This is a genomic window from Streptomyces sp. ID05-26A, assembly GCF_033794685.1.
Lineage (GTDB): Bacteria > Actinomycetota > Actinomycetes > Mycobacteriales > Pseudonocardiaceae > Lentzea.
In genome coordinates this window covers 619,292-638,176 of the sequence record NZ_JARAYZ010000003.1, presented here as the reverse complement: position 1 = coordinate 638,176, position 18,885 = coordinate 619,292, and the positions used below count along the sequence as shown (strand labels likewise).

At 69.1% G+C, this 18,885-nt stretch carries 10 protein-coding genes and 1 pseudogene; 8 read left to right on the top strand and 3 right to left on the bottom strand.

From position 1 onward, the window contains the following. Positions 1-128 precede the first annotated feature (128 nt). The 8 genes and pseudogenes from PV646_RS30190 (at position 129) to PV646_RS30155 (ending at position 13,654) form a co-directional block, all read left to right on the top strand. Positions 129-2,693 (top strand): glycoside hydrolase family 9 protein, encoded by a 2,565-nt coding sequence (locus tag PV646_RS30190; protein ID WP_500345675.1) that lies wholly within the window; start codon positions 129-131, stop codon positions 2,691-2,693. Between the two features lie 392 nt (positions 2,694-3,085). After that, entirely contained in the window at positions 3,086-4,171 is a 1,086-nt protein-coding gene (chvE, locus tag PV646_RS30185) for a multiple monosaccharide ABC transporter substrate-binding protein (protein ID WP_500345674.1), read from the top strand. A 27-nt stretch (positions 4,172-4,198) separates the two neighbouring features. Then, complete coding sequence (mmsA, locus tag PV646_RS30180; protein WP_500345871.1) at positions 4,199-5,704, top strand: multiple monosaccharide ABC transporter ATP-binding protein; 1,506 nt, start codon at positions 4,199-4,201, stop codon at positions 5,702-5,704. After that, positions 5,701-6,915 (top strand): multiple monosaccharide ABC transporter permease, encoded by a 1,215-nt coding sequence (gene mmsB, locus PV646_RS30175; protein WP_500345673.1) that lies wholly within the window; start codon positions 5,701-5,703, stop codon positions 6,913-6,915. The genes mmsA and mmsB overlap by 4 nt, the downstream gene beginning before the upstream one ends. A 124-nt stretch (positions 6,916-7,039) precedes the next feature. Then, positions 7,040-9,985 (top strand): annotated as a pseudogene (locus PV646_RS30170) (family 43 glycosylhydrolase); the annotation flags it as partial. A 55-nt stretch (positions 9,986-10,040) separates the two neighbouring features. Beyond that, entirely contained in the window at positions 10,041-11,126 is a 1,086-nt protein-coding gene (locus PV646_RS30165; protein WP_500345672.1) for an aldose epimerase family protein, read from the top strand. Positions 11,127-11,933: 807 nt separating this feature from the next. Further along, complete coding sequence (locus PV646_RS30160) at positions 11,934-13,445, top strand: AMP-binding protein (protein ID WP_500345671.1); 1,512 nt, start codon at positions 11,934-11,936, stop codon at positions 13,443-13,445. After that, positions 13,442-13,654 carry a sigma factor-like helix-turn-helix DNA-binding protein gene (locus PV646_RS30155; protein WP_500345670.1) on the top strand — a complete coding sequence of 71 codons (213 nt, stop codon included), beginning with the start codon at positions 13,442-13,444 and terminating at the stop codon, positions 13,652-13,654. Before PV646_RS30160 ends, PV646_RS30155 begins: the two co-directional genes overlap by 4 nt. Here the strand turns inward: PV646_RS30155 and PV646_RS30150 are convergent. From PV646_RS30150 to PV646_RS30140, 3 genes are all read right to left on the bottom strand, one after another. Beyond that, positions 13,641-15,572 (bottom strand): family 43 glycosylhydrolase, encoded by a 1,932-nt coding sequence (locus PV646_RS30150; RefSeq protein ID WP_500345669.1) that lies wholly within the window; start codon positions 15,570-15,572, stop codon positions 13,641-13,643. The two genes, PV646_RS30155 and PV646_RS30150, sit on opposite strands and share 14 nt — an antisense overlap. Next, a complete protein-coding gene (locus PV646_RS30145; RefSeq protein ID WP_500345668.1) occupies positions 15,569-17,194 on the bottom strand; it encodes a glycoside hydrolase family 27 protein in 1,626 nt (541 codons plus the stop codon). The genes PV646_RS30150 and PV646_RS30145 overlap by 4 nt, the downstream gene beginning before the upstream one ends. Positions 17,195-17,257: 63 nt before the next feature. After that, positions 17,258-18,706: a glycoside hydrolase family 62 protein gene (locus tag PV646_RS30140; RefSeq protein WP_500345667.1), complete on the bottom strand. Its 1,449-nt coding sequence runs from the start codon at positions 18,704-18,706 to the stop codon at positions 17,258-17,260. Positions 18,707-18,885 lie beyond the last annotated feature (179 nt).

The following is an 18,885-nucleotide window of genomic DNA, read 5'->3' as shown; positions in this document are numbered from 1 at the left end:
GATTCGATTTCGACCGTCGAACGGGACCTGTGGCGGCACAGGGGTTGTAGCCGTCGGCGCACTCCGCCTACGGTCGCCCTGGGAGCGCTCCCAGAACATCGTCGACGTGGACGGAGACCCTCACGACCATGAGATCCCGACGCCTGCTCACCGCGACCCTGCTCGTGGCGCTCGCCGCGTTCCCGCTCGCCGCCCCCGCGGCCGCGGCGGACTACGAACGCGTGCTCAACGGGACGTTCGAGACCGGTTCCCCCGATCCCTGGTGGAGCAGCGCCGGTGTCACCAACCGGGTCACCGGCGGCGAACTGTGCGCCGCCGTCACCGGTGGCACGACGAACCCCTGGGACGCCCTGATCGGCCAGAACGGCGTGCCGTTCGAGACCGGCCAGTCCTACACCTTCTCGTTCGACGCGCACGCCACGACGGCGCAGCCCGTCACGGCCGCCGCGGGCGAGAGCGTCAGCCCGTACCGCGGGATCGCGAGCCAGCAGTTCACGCTCTCCCCCGTCAAGCAACGGTTCTCGTTCACCTTCACGTCCACTTTGGACTTCCCCGACGCCGGCAACGGCCAGGTCGCGTTCCAGCTGGGCGGCCAGACCGCGGACAACACGATCTGCGTCGACAACGTCTCGGTGATCGGTGGCGTGAAGCCGCCCGGTGGCGTGAACCCCAACCCCGCCAAGAAGGTCCAGGTCGACCTGGTGGCGTACGTGCCGGGGCTGCCCAAGCGCGCGACCCTCGTCTCCACGGCCACGACGCCGCAGACCTGGACGCTCCGCGACTCCGCGGGCACGGCGGTGGCGACCGGCCAGAGCACGCCGAAGGGCGCGGACGCGACGTCCGGCGACCCGGTGCACCTGATCGACTTCTCGTCGTTCGACACGGCCGGCACCGGCTACACGCTGTCGGTCGGCGAGGACAGCAGCTTCCCGTTCGACATCTCCGCGGACCCGGTCAAGCGGCTGCGCTACGACTCGCTCGCGTTCTTCTACCACCAGCGCAGCGGAACGCCGATCGAGGCGCAGTACGTCGGTGACGAGTACGCACGGCCCACCGCTCACGTGAACGTGGCGCCCAACCAGGGTGACAACAACGTGCCGTGCCGCGCGGACCTGGCCTGCGGCTACACGCTCGACGTGCGCGGCGGCTGGTACGACGCGGGCGACCACGGCAAGTACGTGGTCAACGGCGGTATCGCGACCTGGCAGCTCCTCAACGCCTACGAACGGGCGACCCGCGTCGGTGACGCGTCCGCGTACCGCGACGGCGCGCTGAACATCCCGGAGAAGGCCAACGGTGTGCCGGACCTCCTGGACGAGGCGCGCTGGGAGGCCGACTTCCTGCTGAAGATGCAGGCGCCGGACGGCATGGCGCACCACAAGATCCACGACGCGAACTGGACCGCGCTGCCCACCCGTCCCGAACTGGACGACCAGCCTCGCAGGCTGTCCGCGACGAGCACCGCCGCGACGCTGAACCTGGCCGCGGTGGCCGCGCAGGGCTCACGTCTCTGGAAGACCATCGACGCGGAGTACTCCGCTCGCCTGCTCGCGGCAGCGCGCAAGGCCTACACGGCGGCCAAGGCGAACCCGGCCAAGCTCGCCGACCCGAACGACGGCACCGGCGGTGGCGCGTACAGCGACGACACCGTGAGCGACGAGTTCTACTGGGCCGCCGCCGAGCTGTACGCGACCACCGGTGACAGCGCCTACCGCACCGACGTCACCGCTTCCCCGCACTACAAGGCGGCCGGCCTCAACCGAGGCGGCTTCCACTGGGGCGGCACCGCGCCGCTGGGTGACATCACGCTCGCGCTCGTTCCGACCGGCCTGCCCGCGGCGGACGTCGCGGCGATCAAGACCGCGTTCGCCACGGTCGCGGACCAGCACCTGTCCGCCATGGCGGACATGGGCTACGCGGCGCCGTACGACAACAGCACCGCCGGGTACGTGTGGGGCTCGAACTCCGCGGTCCTGAACAACGCCCAGGTGCTCGCCCTCGCCCACGACTTCACCGGCACCGCGAAGTACCGCGAGGGCGTGTTCGAGGCGCTGCACTACGTCCTCGGCCGCAACCCGCTGAGCACCTCGTACGTGGCGGGGTACGGCGACCAGGCGATGACCAACGCGCACCACCGCTTCTGGGCGCGCCAGAACGACCCGACGTTGCCGATCGCACCGCCCGGCTCGCTGTCCGGCGGCCCGAACAGCGCACTGCAGGACCCGGTGGCCCAGCGCCTGCTCGCCGGCTGCCCGCAGCAGAAGTGCTGGGTGGACGACATCGGCGCCTACTCGGTGAACGAGGTGGCGATCAACTGGAACTCCGCGCTCGCCTGGGTGTCGGGCTGGGCGGCGGAGAAGTCCGGCACCACCGCGCCGAAGGCGGACTGCGAGGTCTCCTTCACCGCGAACAGGTGGCCCGACGGCCTGACCGCGCAGGTGAAGATCACCAACACCGGCAAGACCGCGTGGACGGACTGGTCGCTCGGGTTCGCCCTGTCCGGCACGCAGCGGGTCACCTCGGGGTGGTCGGCCCAGTGGAGCCAGACCGGGCGTGACGTGACGGCGGCCAGCATGTCGTGGAACGGCTCGGTCAAGCCGGGCAAGTCGGTCCACATCGGGTTCAACGGCGCCGGGGCCGGGGCGGATCCCGCCGTGTTCGCGGTGAACGGGAGGACCTGCAAGACCGTGTGATCCGCGCTGGGGACGAGCGCCCGCTGTCACCTTTCGGTGGCGGCGGGCGCTCGGCGTTCCAGCCGGGTGGCCGGGCACTCCGGCGACCAAACAAGACGCAACCAGGGCCAACAGCACTCCAAACAACCCACCAGGCGCCTGACCCGGCGTTCCGCGGCGTTGCCCGACCGCCTGCCCACCGCGTTCCAGCGGACAGCCCAGCACGCCTCCCGGCATCCAGCGCCCGCCGGGCAACCGACCGGTCGAGCCACTCGACCCCCACCTGGCAGTGCACTGTGAGCGCTAACAGGCACGACCTGGCGTTATCCAAGTGTCACTTGACGGGCATGTTGTTAGCGATAACACTCGCCGCCTACAGCACTGTTGCCTGTCGGTGACATCGAGGAGAACTGATGAGGCTTGCCCGGATCGCGGCCACCACCGCACTCGCCGTCACCCTCGCCGCCTGTGGTTCGGCGGAGAAGACGGTCGACCAGCAGACCGGCTCCAGCGAGGGTGCGCTGGTGGGCGTCACCATGCCGACGCGGTCGTCCGAACGCTGGATCCACGACGGCGACAACATCAAGAAAGCCCTGGAGGGCAAGGGGTACAAGGTCGACCTCCAGTACGCGGAGAACGACATCCCCACCCAGGCGAACCAGATCGAGAACCAGATCACCAAGGGCGCCAAGCTCCTGATCGTCGCCTCGATCGACGGCACGGCGATCACCTCGCAGTTGCAGCAGGCCGCCGACGCGAAGATCCCGGTGATCGCGTACGACCGCCTGATCCGCAAGAGCCCGAACGTCGACTACTACGCGACGTTCGACAACTTCAAGGTCGGTGTGGAGCAGGCGAACTCGCTCGTCGCCGGCCTGAAGACCAAGGGCGAGGGTCCGTTCAACATCGAGCTGTTCGCGGGCTCGCCGGACGACAACAACGCCACGTTCTTCTTCAACGGCGCGATGTCGGTGCTCCAGCCGCTCATCGACCAGGGCAAGTACAGCGTCAAGTCGGGGCAGAAGGACTTCAAGACCGTCGCGATCCTGCGCTGGGACCCGGCCACCGCGCAGAAGCGCATGGAGGACCTGCTCACCTCGACCTACGGCGGTGCCAAGGTCGACGGCGTGCTCTCCCCGTACGACGGCATCTCGATCGGCATCCTGTCCGCGCTCAAGAGCGGTGGCTACGGCACCGCCGGGCAGGCCTACCCGATCGTCACCGGCCAGGACGCCGAGGTCGCCTCGGTGAAGTCGATCATCGCCGGTGAGCAGTACTCCACGATCCACAAGGACACCCGCCTGCTGGCCGACGTCACGGTGAAGATGGCCGACGCCGTGCTCAAGGGCGGCAAGCCCGAGGTCAACAACACCAAGGACTACGACAACGGCAACAAGGTCGTGCCCTCCTTCCTGCTGCAGCCCGTTCCCGTGGACAAGGGGAACTACCAGAAGGAGCTCATCGACTCCGGCTACTACACCGCCGACCAGCTCAGGTAGCACATCGTGTCCGACGACATCCTGGTGATGCGCGGCATCACCAAGAGGTTCGCGGGTGTCACCGCGCTGCACGAGGTCTCGTTGACCGTGCGGCGCGGTGAGATCCACGCGATCTGCGGAGAGAACGGCGCGGGCAAGTCCACGCTGATGAAGGTGCTGTCCGGAGTCCACCCGCACGGCACGTACGACGGAGACATCCTCTTCGAGGGCGAGTCGTGCTCGTTCCACGGCGTTCGTGACAGCGAGCGCCGCGGCATCGTGATCATCCACCAGGAACTGGCGCTGTGCGGCCAGCTCTCCGTCGCGGAGAACCTGTTCCTGGGCAACGAGAGGTCCCGGCGCGGGTTCATCGACTGGAACCGCACCAACCACGAGGCCCAGGCGCTGCTCGACCGCGTCGGCCTGCGGGAGAACCCGACGACACCGGTCAACGACCTGGGCGTCGGCAAGCAGCAGCTCGTCGAGATCGCCAAGGCACTGTCCAAAGAGGTCAGTCTGCTGATCCTGGACGAACCGACGGCGGCGCTCAACGACGACGACTCGCAACACCTCCTCGACCTGCTCGACGGGCTGCGGGCGGAGGGCATCACGAGCGTGATCATCTCCCACAAGCTGGGCGAGGTCACCCGGATCGCCGACACCGTCACCGTGCTGCGCGACGGCAGGACCATCGAGACGTTGCCCGCCCAGGGTCTCAGCGAGGAACGCATCATCGCCGGCATGGTCGGCCGCGACCTCGAACACCGGTTCCCGCCGCGCACCCCCGACATCGGCGAGGAGGTGCTGCGCATCGAGGACTGGACGGTGCACAGCCCCGCCCAGCCGGACCGGGTGGTCGTCGACAACGCCACGTTGTCGTTGCGGCGCGGGGAGATCGTGGGTCTCGCGGGCCTCATGGGCGCGGGCCGCACCGAACTGGCGATGAGCGTGTTCGGCCGCTCCTACGGCGTCGGCGTCTCCGGGCGTGTCGTCAAGGACGGCCGGGAGATCGACACCCGCACGGTCCGGGGCGCCATCCGCCACGGCCTCGCGTACGTGAGCGAGGACCGCAAGCGGTACGGGCTCAACCTCATCGAGGGCGTGCAGCGCAACGTCTCCGCGGCGGCGCTGGACAAGCTCGCGAACCGCGGCTGGGTGAACGAGAACGAGGAGTACACCGTCGCGGAGCGGTTCCGGAAGTCCATGGGCATCAGGACGGCCGCCGTGTCGACACCGACCGGCACGCTGTCCGGCGGCAACCAGCAGAAGGTCGTGCTGGCGAAGTGGATGTTCACCGACCCGGACGTGCTGATCCTCGACGAACCGACGCGCGGCATCGACGTCGGCGCCAAGTACGAGATCTACTCGATCATCAACGACCTCGCCGCCCAGGGCCGCGCGGTCCTGGTGATCTCGTCGGAGCTGCCGGAGCTCCTGGGCCTGTGCGACCGCGTGTACGCGCTGTCCGAGGGCCGCATCACCGGTGAGGTGAGCCGCGAAGAGGCCACGCAGGAACGGTTGATGCAGTACATGACACGAGGACAAAGCTCATGACCACGAAGACCGTGCCCGCACCGGCCGCCGCCCCGCCGGCCTCGTCCCGCCGGTTCTCGATCAACCTGCGGCAGTCGGGTATCTACGTCGCGTTCGCGTTGATCGTCGTGCTGTTCACGGTGCTGACCGACGGCGCGCTGCTGCAGCCGCAGAACATCTCGAACATCATCGTCCAGAACTCCTACGTGCTGATCCTCGCGATCGGCATGATCCTGGTGATCATCGGCGGGCACATCGACCTGTCGGTCGGCTCGACCGTGGCGCTGACCGGCGCGATCTGCGCGGTGCTGACCGTCCAATGGGGACTTCCCTGGCCGGTGGCCGTGCTGCTGACGCTGCTCTCGGGCGCGATCATCGGTGCGGCGCAGGGCTACTGGATCGCCTACTTCGGCATTCCCGCGTTCATCGTGACGCTGGCGGGCATGCTCGTGTTCCGGGCGCTCACCCTGACGACGCTGGGCAACCAGGGCATCGGGCCGTTCCCCGACGAGATCCGGTCGCTCGCCAACGGGTTCACCGGCGGTTACCTCGGCAACATCGGCCTCGGCCCGCTCGGCGGCGCCGACCTGGTGAGCCTCCTCGCCGGACTCGCGTTCGTGGCCGGGTTCGCGTTGTCGCAGTGGCGCAAGCGCTCGGCCAGGCTCGGCTACGGCCAGGCCGTCGAGCCGATGCCGGTGTTCGTGCTCAAGATCGCGGGCGTGGCCGTCGTCGTGATGGCCGTCGTCATCCAGCTCGCCCGCTTCCGCAACCTGCCGTGGGTGCTGGTGCTGCTCGCGGCACTCGCCCTCGGCTACTCGCTGATGGCGAACAACTCCGTGTTCGGCCGGCACATCTACTCGATCGGCGGCAACCTGCAGGCCGCCACGCTGTCCGGAGTGAAGGTCAAGGCCGTCACGTTCTGGGTGTTCGTCAACATGGGCGCGCTCGCGGCGCTCGCCGGCGTGATCTTCGCCGGCCGGCTCAACCAGGCGGGCCCGACCGCGGGCATGTCGTTCGAGCTCGACGCCATCGCGGCGGCGTTCATCGGCGGCGCGGCGGTGCAGGGCGGCGTCGGCAAGGTGGTCGGCGCCATCACCGGCGGCCTGATCATGGGCGTGATCAACAACGGCATGTCGCTGATCGGCGCGCCGAGCGAGCGCGTGATGCTCGTGAAGGGTCTCGTCCTGCTCATCGCGGTCGCCTACGACGTGTGGACCAAGCGACGCGCCTGAAGTACCCCCTCCCTCCCCCGGAAGGCGAACAACAACGATGTTGTCATCCCTGCGCCATTTCGGAGTCGTCGTGGTCGTGACGGCCGCCCTGCTCCCCGTCACGCCCGCCGCCGCCGAACCGATAGTGCGGACCGCGGCCAACGCGCTGGCGGTGCCGAACCTCGACGACGTCCGCGGTCACCTCACCCTGCCCACCACCGGTGAGAACGGCACGACCGTCACGTGGAAGTCGGCCAACAGCAGGGTGATCACCGCGACCGGTGAGGTGAGCCGGCCTCCCGCGGGGAGCAAGCCCACCAAGGTCGTGCTGACGGCGAAGGTGAGCCGCGGCAGCCAGAGCACCACGCGCGCGCTCACCGCCACCGTCGTCCCGTTGCCCGTCAAGGAACCGCTGGCGGGCTACAGCTTCTTCTACTTCACGGGCGAGGGCAGCCCGATCGGCGAGCAGATCTACGCCGCCGCCAGCAACGGCAACAACCCGCTGGACTTCTCCGAGGTCAACAACGGCCAGCCGGTCCTGAAGTCGAGCCTCGGCGAGCTGGGCGTGCGCGACCCGTACATCATGCGCTCCCCCGACGGCGACAGGTTCTACCTGCTGGCTACGGACCTGAAGATCAACGGCGGTCGCGGCTGGGACGCGGCCCAGCGCACCGGCAGCCGGTCGATCATGGTGTGGGAGTCGACCGACCTGCGGAACTGGTCGCGCCAGCGCAGCGTCGAGGTGTCGCCGCCGACGGCGGGCAACACCTGGGCACCGGAGGCGTTCTGGGACGCCAAGCGCGGCCACTACGTCGTCTACTGGGCGTCGAAGCTGTACGCGGAGAACGATCCCGGTCACGCGGGCAACAGCTACAACCGCATGATGTACGCGACGACGCGCGACTTCGTGACGTTCAGCCCGGCGAAGGTGTGGATCGACCCGGGCTACTCGGTCATCGACTCGACCGTCATCGAGCACGGCGGCACCTACTACCGCTACACGAAGGACGAGCGGAACAACTCGTCGTCCTCGCCGTGCAGCAAGTACATCACCGCGGAGAAGTCCACGGACCTGCTGAACCTCAAGTACGACTTCGTCTCCGAGTGCATCGGCAAGGCCACCTCGACCAGCCCGGGCCTGAGCGCCGGTGAGGGCCCGACCGGCTTCAAGTCCAACACCGAGGACAAGTGGTACCTGTTCATCGACGAGTACGGCGGCCGCGGCTACGTGCCGTTCGAGACGACCGACCTCGCCTCCGGCAAGTGGACCATGTCCACGGGCGCCCGGCTGCCCGCCTCCCCGCGCCACGGCACGGTGCTGCCGGTGACCCAGGCCGAACTGAGCCGCCTCACCGCTCCCCCGGCGCCGGTCAAGGCCGACGCCAAGGGGCTCGTCGCGCACTGGCCGCTCACCGGGTCCGCCGCCGACGCCACCGGTCACGGTTACGACGGTGTGCTCGCCGGCAACGCCTCCTTCTCCGACGGCTCGCTGTCGCTCGAGGGTGGGCACGTCCAGTTGCCGAACAACATGCTGACCGGGGCCGCGGCCGTCACGATGTCCGCCGACGTGCTGGTCGACCCCGGCCAGCAGACGCCCTACTTCCTCTACGGCTTCGGCAACACCGCGCCGAACGGGGCCGGCAACGGCTACCTGTTCAGCACCGGTGACACCTATCGCAGCGCGATCGCGACCGGCAACTGGACGACCGAGCAGGGCGTGAACTCCGGCCGTGCGCTGCCGCGCGACGTCTGGAAGAACGTCACGCTGACGATCGGCGACGGTGTGGAGGTGCTCTACCTCGACGGTGTGGAGGTGGGGCGCAAGACCGGCGTCACGACCAAGCCGTCCGACATCGGCGGCGGGATCACCGCGGCCAACTACCTGGGTCGCTCGGTCTACGAAGCGGACCGGACGCTGCTGGGCAGGATGAAGGACGTCCGCCTCTACAACCGGGCGCTGTCCGGCAACGAGGTCGCGGCGCTCCCGTTCAACGCCACCCTGATCCGGTCGGTCGCGCACGACTCGCTCAAAGCGCCCGCGGTCATCGAGCCCGGCAGCGTCGTGCTCCCGGTCAAACCGGGCACCGACCTGCGCAGGGTCAAGCTCGACTTCGGGCTCGCCCCCGGCGCGTCGATCTCGCCCAGCGGCCCCGTCGACCTGCGCAAGCCCCGCGAGTTCACGGTGAGGTCGGGACGCGAGAGTCGGGTGTGGACGGTCGAGGCGCACGAGATGCGCAGCCCCGTGCTGCCGGGCCTCAACGCCGACCCGAACGTCGTCGCGTTCGGCGACACCTACTACATCTACGCGACCACGGACGGCTTCGACGGCTGGAGCGGCACGAAGTTCTCCGCCTGGTCCTCGAAGGACCTGGTGAACTGGAAGGACGAGGGCGTCATCCTCGACCTCGGCCCCGACGTGAGCTGGGCGGACCGCAACGCCTGGGCACCGGCGATCGTCGAACGGAACGGGAAGTACTACTTCTACTTCTGCGCCGAGGCCAAGATCGGCGTCGCGGTGAGCGACTCCCCCACCGGCCCGTTCGTCGACTCCGGGAAACCGCTGGTCGCGCGCAACCCCAGCGGTGGCGGCCAGGCGATCGACCCGGCCGTCTTCGTCGACCGCTCCGGGCAGCCTTACCTCTACTGGGGCAACGGTGAGGCCTACGTCGTTCCGCTGAACCCTGACATGATCTCCTACGACCCGGCCAAGATCACCCGCCTCACCGGGCTGACGGACTTCCGGGAGGGCCTGTTCATGGTGGAGCGCAAGGGCACGTACTACCTGAGCTGGTCGATCGACGACACGCGCAGCGAGGACTACCGCGTCGCGTACGCGACCGCCCCCAGCCCCACCGGCCCGTTCACGAACCGCGGCCTGATCCTGAGCAAGGACCTCAAGCTCGGCGTCAAGGGCACCGGGCACAGTTCGATGCTGCAGGTACCGGGCACGGACGACTGGTACCTCGTGTACCACCGCTTCGCCATCCCCGGCGGAGACGGCACGCACCGCGAGACCACGATCGACAGGATGAGGTTCGGCCGCGACGGCTCCATCGTCCCGGTCAAGCCCACCTTGGAGAGCGTCGCACCACAACGGATCCGGCCTCAGCACTGCCGGGCCCTGATCAACTGATACGAGGAGTTCGATGTCGCAGCGGGAACCCGAGCTCCGCCGGGAACTGTTCGGCCGGGTCGGCGACGCCGACGTGCACCGGTACGTCCTGGCGTGGCCGGGCGGGCTCACCGTGCGGGTCCTGGACTACGGCGGCGTGATCCAGTCGCTGGAGGCCCCGGACCGTGACGGTGTGCCGGCCAACGTGGTGCTCGGGTTCCCCGCGCTCGACGACTACGTCGCGAACAACCGGCCGGACGCGGCCAGGGTGTTCTTCGGCGCCGTGATCGGCCGGTACGCCAACCGGATCGCCCGCGGCGCCTTCACCCTGGACGACGTCCAGCACCGGCTCCCGCTCAACAACGGCCCGAACAGCCTGCACGGCGGACCGGCGGGCTTCGACACGCGGGTGTGGTCCGCGACCGAACTGCACGAGCCGGACAGCGTGGGCGTGCGGCTCGACCTGGTGAGCCCGGACGGCGACGGCGGCTTCCCCGGCGCCGTCGCCGCGCAGGTGACGTACCGGCTCGACCGGCACAACCGCCTGAGCATCACCTACCGCGCGACGGCGGACGCGCCCACGGTGCTCAACATGACCAACCACAGCTACTGGAACCTCGCCGGCGAGGGCAGCGGCGACGTGCACCGCCAGTCGCTGATGCTCAACTCGAGCCACTACTGCGCGGTCGACGAGAACCTGATCCCGGTCGGCGCTCCCGTGCCGGTCGACGCGAGCCCGTTCGACTTCCGGCTGCCGACCGCGATCGGCGCCCGCATCGACGCGTCCCACCCCCAGCTGCGCGTCGCGTCGGGCTACGACCACAACTGGGTGCTGGACTCCTCCGGCGCCTCCTTCGCCGCGCAGGCCTGCGACCCGGTGTCCGGGCGCCTGCTGACGATGTGGACCACCGAGCCCGGCCTGCAGTTCTACTCGGGCAACTTCCTGACCGACGACCTGGTGGGCACCAGCGGACGCCCGTACGGCCGCAACGCGGGCTTCGCCCTGGAGGCGCAGCACTTCCCGGACTCGCCGAACCGCCTGGACTTCCCCAGCACGGTGCTGCGACCCGGCGAGATCTACCACCAGGAGACGGTGTTCCAACTGTCCACTGCGGACTAGGGCCTGTGTCGAAGTCCGGTTCGATGAGGGTCGCGCTTGAGGTGGTTCCTGGCGGCACGGGCCCGGCTGTCGCGGACCGGACTTCGACACAGGCCCTGGTGCCGTGACCGGCAGCGTTTGCCCCGTGTTCGGCGTTCAGACGGCCGCGTCGTGGTGCCGGCCCCGCGTCCCCGTACTGGTTGTACCGGGGCGCGGGGCCGGTGCCGCGAGGTGGCCCGCTGAGCGTCGAAGACGCGGCGAAGGTTGCCGGTCGCGGCACTAGCTCAGGCGGCGTGACTGCACGTGGGGCAGGTGCATTCGGCACACGTGCAGTTGGCGCACGCGTCTGAACACCCCTCGCAGGCGCATTGGGCGTGGTTACAGGTCGGGCAGTCGCAGTCCGAGCAATCGCACTGCGCGCACGAGTCCGCGCAATGCGCGCACCTGCACTTGTCGCACTCGTCGTAGTGCACTCCGCGATCCGTCACGTGTTCGCGGTGCAGGTGCCCGTCGTGCAGGTAGTCGACGTGGTCGCGGTGCACGACGGCGTCGTGGCCGCAGCCGGGGCCGTGGGTGTGGCGGTGCAGTTCCGCTGGGGCGTGCTCGACAGTCGTCATAGGACAGATGCTCATATGCGCAGACGACAATGACAAACGGAGGAACGGTCGGTCAGCCTTCCGGGTGATGATCAAGCGTGCGGCAGAGCACTTCACAAGCTGTTGCGACGCAAGGTCTTGATCGATTCGCTGTCGATTCGACAAGTGATGCGGCTTCCGCGGTCTGTTTCGTTCAAGCTGACGGAACGGCACCAGCGGAAGGGGTCCTGTCATGGCAGCCGAGTTCCGGGAGTCCGCGCTGGCGGACCTGTCCCTCTCCGATCGCGCGCTGTTCCGGACGTTCGGCGCCGGGCCGATCCGCACGCCTCCGTTCGACCACGTCCACCACGCCTTCGAGACGCACGCGGCACGGCGACCGCACCTGACCGCCGTGGAACACCTCGGCGAGTCGCTGACGTACGCGGAACTCGACGCGAGGGCCGGGCTGCTGGCCGAGTACCTGATCCGCGCCGGCGTGCGTCCCGGTGACCACGTGGGACTGTTCCTGACGCGGTCGATCTCGATGGTGGTGGGCGTCCTCGCGGTGCTCAAGGCGGGGGCGGCCTACGTGCCGCAGGACGCCGCCACCACGTCCGAGGCGCGGTTGCGGCACGTGGTCCGCACCGCGCGCATCGACGTGGTGCTCACGACGAGCGCGGACTCGTTGCCCGGCCACCTCGCCGAGGTCCTCACGATCGACACCCTGCCCGACGTGAACACGTTCTGCCGCACCATCACCTCCGACTCGGACACCGCCGCGATCGTCTTCACCGGCACCACCGGCGTGCGGGTCTCCCACGCCAACCTGTGCAACCTGCTCCTCACGGCTCCCGGATCGCTCGGCATCGCGCCGGGGACGAGGGTGTCGCAGCTGCTGAACATCGCCTGCGACCTCGCGATGTGGGAGGTGCTCGGCACGCTGGCGAACGGCGGCACGCTGGTGATCGGCGACGAGCGGACGGCGAGCGAGGTGGACGTCGTGATCGCCACCCCCGGCGTGCTCTCGGCGCTGGACCCCTCAGCGTGCCACCGGGTCCGCACGGTCGTGGTCGCCGGTGAACGGTGCCCGCAGGCGCTGGCGGACACGTGGTCGAGCCGGGTGGCCTTCCACCACGCCTACGGCCCCACCGAGGTCACCATCGCCGCCACCGTGCAGCGTCGCGACGCGAACAGCGGGCGGCTCACCATCGGGACGCCGGTGCCCAACGCGACCACGTACGTCCTCGACGAGGACCAGCGCCCCCGGGCCATCGGCGCGATCGGTGAGCTGTGGGTGGGCGGAGCGGGCGTCACCGCGGGGTACGCGGGCGACCTCGACCTGACCGCGCGCCGGTTCCGGCCCGACCCGTTCCTCGGCGGGGACCACCTGATGTTCCGCACCGGCGACCTCGGCCGGTGGACCGAGGACGGCGAACTGGAGCACCACGGCCGGGCCGGCGACCAGGTCGAGGTGCTCGGGTACCGGTTCGAGCTGAACGCGGTCACCGAGGCACTCGAAGGCGCGGTGGGCTGCGACCGGGCCACGACCCTGGTGCACGACGGCAGGCTCGTCGGGTTCATCAGCCCGGGCACGGCGGCACCGGAGGTGGCCAGGCGCGCGGTCTCGCAACGGCTGCCGCACTACTGCGTGCCCACGTTGATCGTGCCCCTCGACGCGCTGCCGACCACCGACCGCGGCAAGGTCGACCGACGGGCACTGCTGTCCTGTTTGGATGGTCGCCGCTCCCCCGCGAGGCGTTCGTGAACACCGGTGCCCGGCTCGTCGCGGACGCGCTGGCGTCGCTGGAACCGGAGCACCGGGCGGTGGTCGTGCGGGCCTGCTACCGCGGCGAGTCCGTCGCCGCGGTGGCGAACGCGCTGGAACTGCCGCAGAGCATCGTGAAGACGCGGTTGCACCACGGCCTGCGGGCGTTGAGACGAGCGTTGTGCGAGAACGGGGTCATGGAGTCGTGAGCTCGAAGCGCTGGACGCCGACCGATCCGCCGAGGGCCTGCGTGGCGTGGTTGAAGATGCCGAACCGGTAACCCATGAAGAACTGCCACTCGTTCTTCAACGTGAAGCCGGTGCCCAGCGACGTAAAGTTCACCCCGTCGGCGCTGTAGGAGAACCTGGCCTGCCGTCCGCTGCCCGGACGGATGTCGGCGTTGGCGCGCAACCAGATCCGGGTACCGGAGAGGTTCGCGCTCGAGACCTCCGTGCCGGTGCCGGTGGTGTTCCAGTTCGCGTCCATCGTCAGGCCGTTGACCATGACGACGCGGTTGCGGCCGTTGTCGCGCTTGACGCCGATCCACGCCGAGGAGTCGCGCAGCATCGCGAGACCGGTGCGGTCGCCGTCGCGCATCGAGGTCAGGTCGAGCGTCACGGTGGCGGTCGACGTCGGCCCCTGGACCCGGTGGGTGAGGGTGTTGCGGGCGTTGTAGAGGTCGTTGGTGACGGTCGCGGTGGACAGCCGCAGGCCGTTGTTCACGCTGTACTTCGTGGTGTCCGGGTTGTGGTTCCACTCCCACTGGGGTTTGAGCGCCGTCCCGTCGAAGGTGTCGACGCCGGTCATGGGTTTCACCGGGCGCGACGGCAGGTTCGGCATCGGGTAGTTCGCACCCCAGCCGCCGTTGACCGTGGTGATGCGCGGCCAGCCGTCGGAGGTCCAGGTGATCGGCGCGAGCACCGGCACGCGGCCGCCGGGGTAGGCGTCGACGAACGCCATGTAGTACCAGTCGCCGTTCTGCGTCTGGACCATGCCGCCCTGGTGCGGCACTCCCCCACCCTGGATCGGGCCGGGCATGTTCAGCAGCACCTGCTGGACCGTGTACGGGCCGAACGGGCTGGACGCCTTGAGCACGTACTGGCCGTTCGCGGGCCTGGTCAGCCAGATGTAGTAGCTGCCGTTGCGCTTGTAGAACCGCGCGCCCTCCAGGGTTCCGATGTTCGAGGGCGTCTGGAACACCTGCTGCGACCGCACCTCGGACTTCCCGTCCGCCGAGAGCTGCGCGACGCTGATCGTGGTGTTGCCGTAGGCGACGTACATCGTGTCGTTGTCGTCGACCAGCATCCCCGCGTCGTAGTAACACTTGTTGATGGTGGACAGCTTCGACCACTGCGCGTCCACGGAGGTCGCGGTGTAGATGTGGGTCTGCGCGAAGTCGACGCAACCACCCCAGTAGAACGTGTTGTTGCTCTTGCGGTGGTTGAGGAACGACGCCCAGATGCCCCGCACGTACCCCCTGCTGCCGTTCAGGTCGTACTTGGAGCCGAAGTCGAGGCGTGGCACGGAGTGTCCGGCGAACTCCCAGTTCACCAGGTCGTACGAGCGCAGGACCGGCGCGCCCGGCGAGTAGTGCATGGTCGAGGCCGAGTAGTAGTAGGCGTCGCCGACGCGGATGATGTCGATGTCCGCGAAGTCCTGCCACAGCACCGGGTTCGCGAAGGACGACGGTTTCGGCGTGGTGGTGGTAGTGGTCGTCGTCGGCGGTGTGCCGGTGTCGCCGCAGGTGGTGCCGTTCAGGCGGAACGACACCGGGTCCGGGTTCGTGGAGCCGGAGGTGGCGTTGAACCCGAACTCGACCTTGCCACCGGTCGGCACGGAACCGTTGTAGGAGGCGTTGCGCGCGCTGACCACCGTGCCGCTCTGCGTGATCACGGCGTTCCAGTGCTGCCCGACCTGCTGGCCGGACGCGTACGTCCACTCGAGCGTCCAGCCGGTGATCGCGTCACCGGTGTTCGTGATGGACAGGGACGCGCCGAAGCCGCCCTGCCACTCGGAGGTCTTCGTGTACGTCACCGCACAGCCGGGAGCCGCCTGGGCGGCCGTGCTCGCGGCGACTCCCGCCGCCACCAGGGTGAGCGCGGACAACGTGGCCGGAATCCACCTCATGATCGCGCCCACCTCTGGTTGGACTGACCGTTGCAGGTCCACAGCACGAGCTTCGAGCCGTTCGCCGTCGCGGCCCGTTCGACGTCGAGACACAGACCGGCGTTCGTGTTGCGGAGCGTGCCGTCGGAGCCGAGCGTCCAGCGCTGGTTCGCCTGGCCGTTGCACTGCCAGGTGATGACCCTCGTGCCGTTCGCGGTGCCCTGGTCGTAGGCGTCGAGGCACTTGTCGCCGAACACCCGCACCTCGCCGTCCGGCCACGACGCCCACTGCTGGGAGGCGGGCGTGAGGCAGTCCTGGATCACCGCGGCGGTCCCGGCGGCGGTGGACCCGTTCTCGACGTCGAGACAGCGGTTCGATCCCGCCCCACGCAGCCGGGACGTGCTGCTCTGCACGGGGCTTCCCCCCGTCACCCGGAAAGCGGTGACGCCGTGCGCGGGAACGGAGGCGGAGATCGCGCCCGAGGTGCCGGACGTGCCGCCGGTCCACAGGTCGGTCAGTGTGAAGGCGTTGCCCGACAGGCCGATCTGGGCGGCCGTGGTGCTGATCGTCGCGGCGCCGCCGCCCCGGTTGAACAGGCCGACCGCGACCGAGCCGTCCGCGAGGGGTTTGGCGAACACCTCCGTGGCACCGTCGTCGCGCACCCTGCGTCCTCCGGCGCCGAGGACGTCCTGGTTCACCGCGAGCAGGCGCTGGTTGCGCAGGATCGCGCTCACGTCGGCGGACATGGTGCGGATGTCGTTGCCCGCCATCAAGGGCGCCGCCATCAGCGCCCACAGCGTGAAGTGCGAGCGGGACTCGGTGAGCGTGAGCCCGGGGCGTCCGACCACCAGCATGTCCGGGTCGTTCCAGTGGCCCGGTCCTGACTGGACCGCGAGCGGAGCGGTGACGTCGACGACGTTGCCCACGCCCATCGGGTAGCTGTTGACGTTGCCGTTCTGCCAGATGTCCAGCAGGTCCTCGGTGGTGCGCCACAGGTCGGCGACCTGGCCCCAGTCGTACCGGTCGCCGGTGATGGCGTGGAAGCTGTTGGGGTTGATGCTGTAGACGATCGGGCGGCCGGTGGCGCGCAGGGCGTCGCGCATGATCGAGAACCGGGCGACCTGCTCGTCGCGGGTGCCGGCGCCGGAACACCAGTCGTACTTCAGGTAGTCGACGCCCCAGGACGCGAACGTGCGCGCGTCCTGCACCTCGTGGCCCTTGCTGCCCGTGGAACCGGGATGGGCGCCGGTGGTCTGCGCGCACGTGCGCTCGTTCGGCACCTGGTAGATGCCGAACTTCAGGCCGCGGGCGTGGATGTAGTCGCCCAGGGCCTTCATGCCGCTGGGGAACTTCGAGGGGTGCGAGCGCAGGGCGCCCGCCGAGTCGCGCTGCGGGTCGAACCAGCAGTCGTCCACGACGACGTACTGGTAGCCGGCGTCGCGCATGCCCGACGACACCATCGCGTCGGCGGCCTGGCGGACCTGGCCCTCGGTGATGCCGCACCCGAAGCTGTTCCAGCTGTTCCAGCCCAGGGGCGGGGTGAGTGCGGGGCTGCCGGGAGCCGCCGAGGCGGCGCTGACGGCCGCCGTCGCCGTGAGCGCGGCGATGGCGAGGTGGGTGAGTGTGCTGAGCAGGGAGGGCATCGTCGCCCCTTTCTCCCAGGGCCGGTGCCGCCGGCGGCGCTACCGGCGGCACCGGCCCCGGGATCAGCAGGTGGAGTTGGTCTGGGTGAGCAGGCCGAGCCGCCACGGCAGCCGGTTGTACTCACCGCCGGCGCTGGGGTCCATGCCCTGGTACAGGTAGCTGAGCTTGCACGGGCTGATCTCCATCGTCTGGTCGACGTTGGTGCGGACCATCTCGCCGTGGCTGATGTCCCGGGTCCACTGTCCATTCGGGAACGTCACGTTGTTCGCGCGGGCGAACGGGTTCGACTCGCTGTCGGCCAGCGCCGTCCACGGACCGGTGATCGAGGGCGCCGTCCAGGAGCGGAACCAGCGGCGGCCGTCGGTGCCGATGGCCTCGTGCACCAGCAGCCACTGGTCCTTCCCGGCGATCTTGTAGATGTTGGCCGCCTCGAACAACCTGTTGCGGTCGCTGTCCTGCATGGCGATCACCGTGTTGGTGAAGCCGTTGGGGAACTGCGCGAGGTTCGTCTCCGACCGGTAGAGGTGGCCGTTGTCGTCGGAGGAGAACAGGTAGCACTTCGCGGTGTCGCACACCGTCCAGAAGTCGACCCAGTAACCGTTGCCGATGTTGTCGCGGATGATCTGCGGCATGCCGTTGGCGTAGAAGTTCTTCGGCGTCGACCACGACGACGGGTTCGAGATGTCGGTGGTGGTGGAGTACGAGGCGTTCGACCCGGTCTGGTAGACGAGGTACCAGAGGCGTTGCGGCGCGAAGTAGAACACCTGCGGCGCCGCCCGGTACCCGGTGCCGATGCCGGAGCGGTCGAGGTAGAAGTGGGGTGCCGACGACGCCTGGGACCAGTCGGTGAAGCTGGTGTACATCAGGTTGTAGCCGTCGGTGTAGGTCGACGCGAAGACGTGGTACTTGCCGTTGTGGTAGACCACGCTCGGGTCCTTCACCGCGACGTTGGCGTGCGTGGAGTCCGGCTTCGGGCTGATCAGCTGGCCGCTGGAGGACCAGCGGAAGCTGGACGGCAGGCTGCCCACCGGTGGGTTGCCGGTCGTGGTCGTCGTGGTCGTCGTGGTGGTGGGGCCGACGTCGCCGGTGCAGAGGGTGCCGTTGAGCGTGAACGCCGTCGGGCTCGGGTTGGAGCCCGCGCTGGAGCCGTTGAACCCGAACTCGACCTTGCCGCCGGTGGGGATCGCCGCGTTGTAGGAGACGTTGCGCGCGGTCACCTGGGCGCCGGACTGGGTCACCTGGGCGTTCCAGGCCTGCCGCACCTGCTGGCTCGCGCCGAAGCTCCAGGTGAGCGTCCAGCCGTTGACCGCGTCACCGAGGTTCGTGACGGTGACGGCCGCGGTGAACCCACCGTCCCATTGCGACGGTGCCGAGTACGTGACCGAACAGCCGGGCGCGGCCGAGGCGGGCTGCTGGGCGACCGCGGTCAGCGCGGTCACCGCGATGAGCGGGACCGCGGCCAGGGCGGTGAGCCGGGCGCGCCGGGACGGGAGGAACCGTGCGAGGAACATGATCACCCTTCGTCGCTGGAGGGAGCGGGATCAGGCAGCGGAGCAGGTGGCGATCACCCGCGCCGGATCGGCGTTCAGGGGCGGCTCTCAGCAATGTAACGACGGGTTCACGCGGCGGTCAAAGCTAAATGTGAGCGCTAACTTTTAGCTGCACCAAGCCGCAAGGCACTGAACTGCAC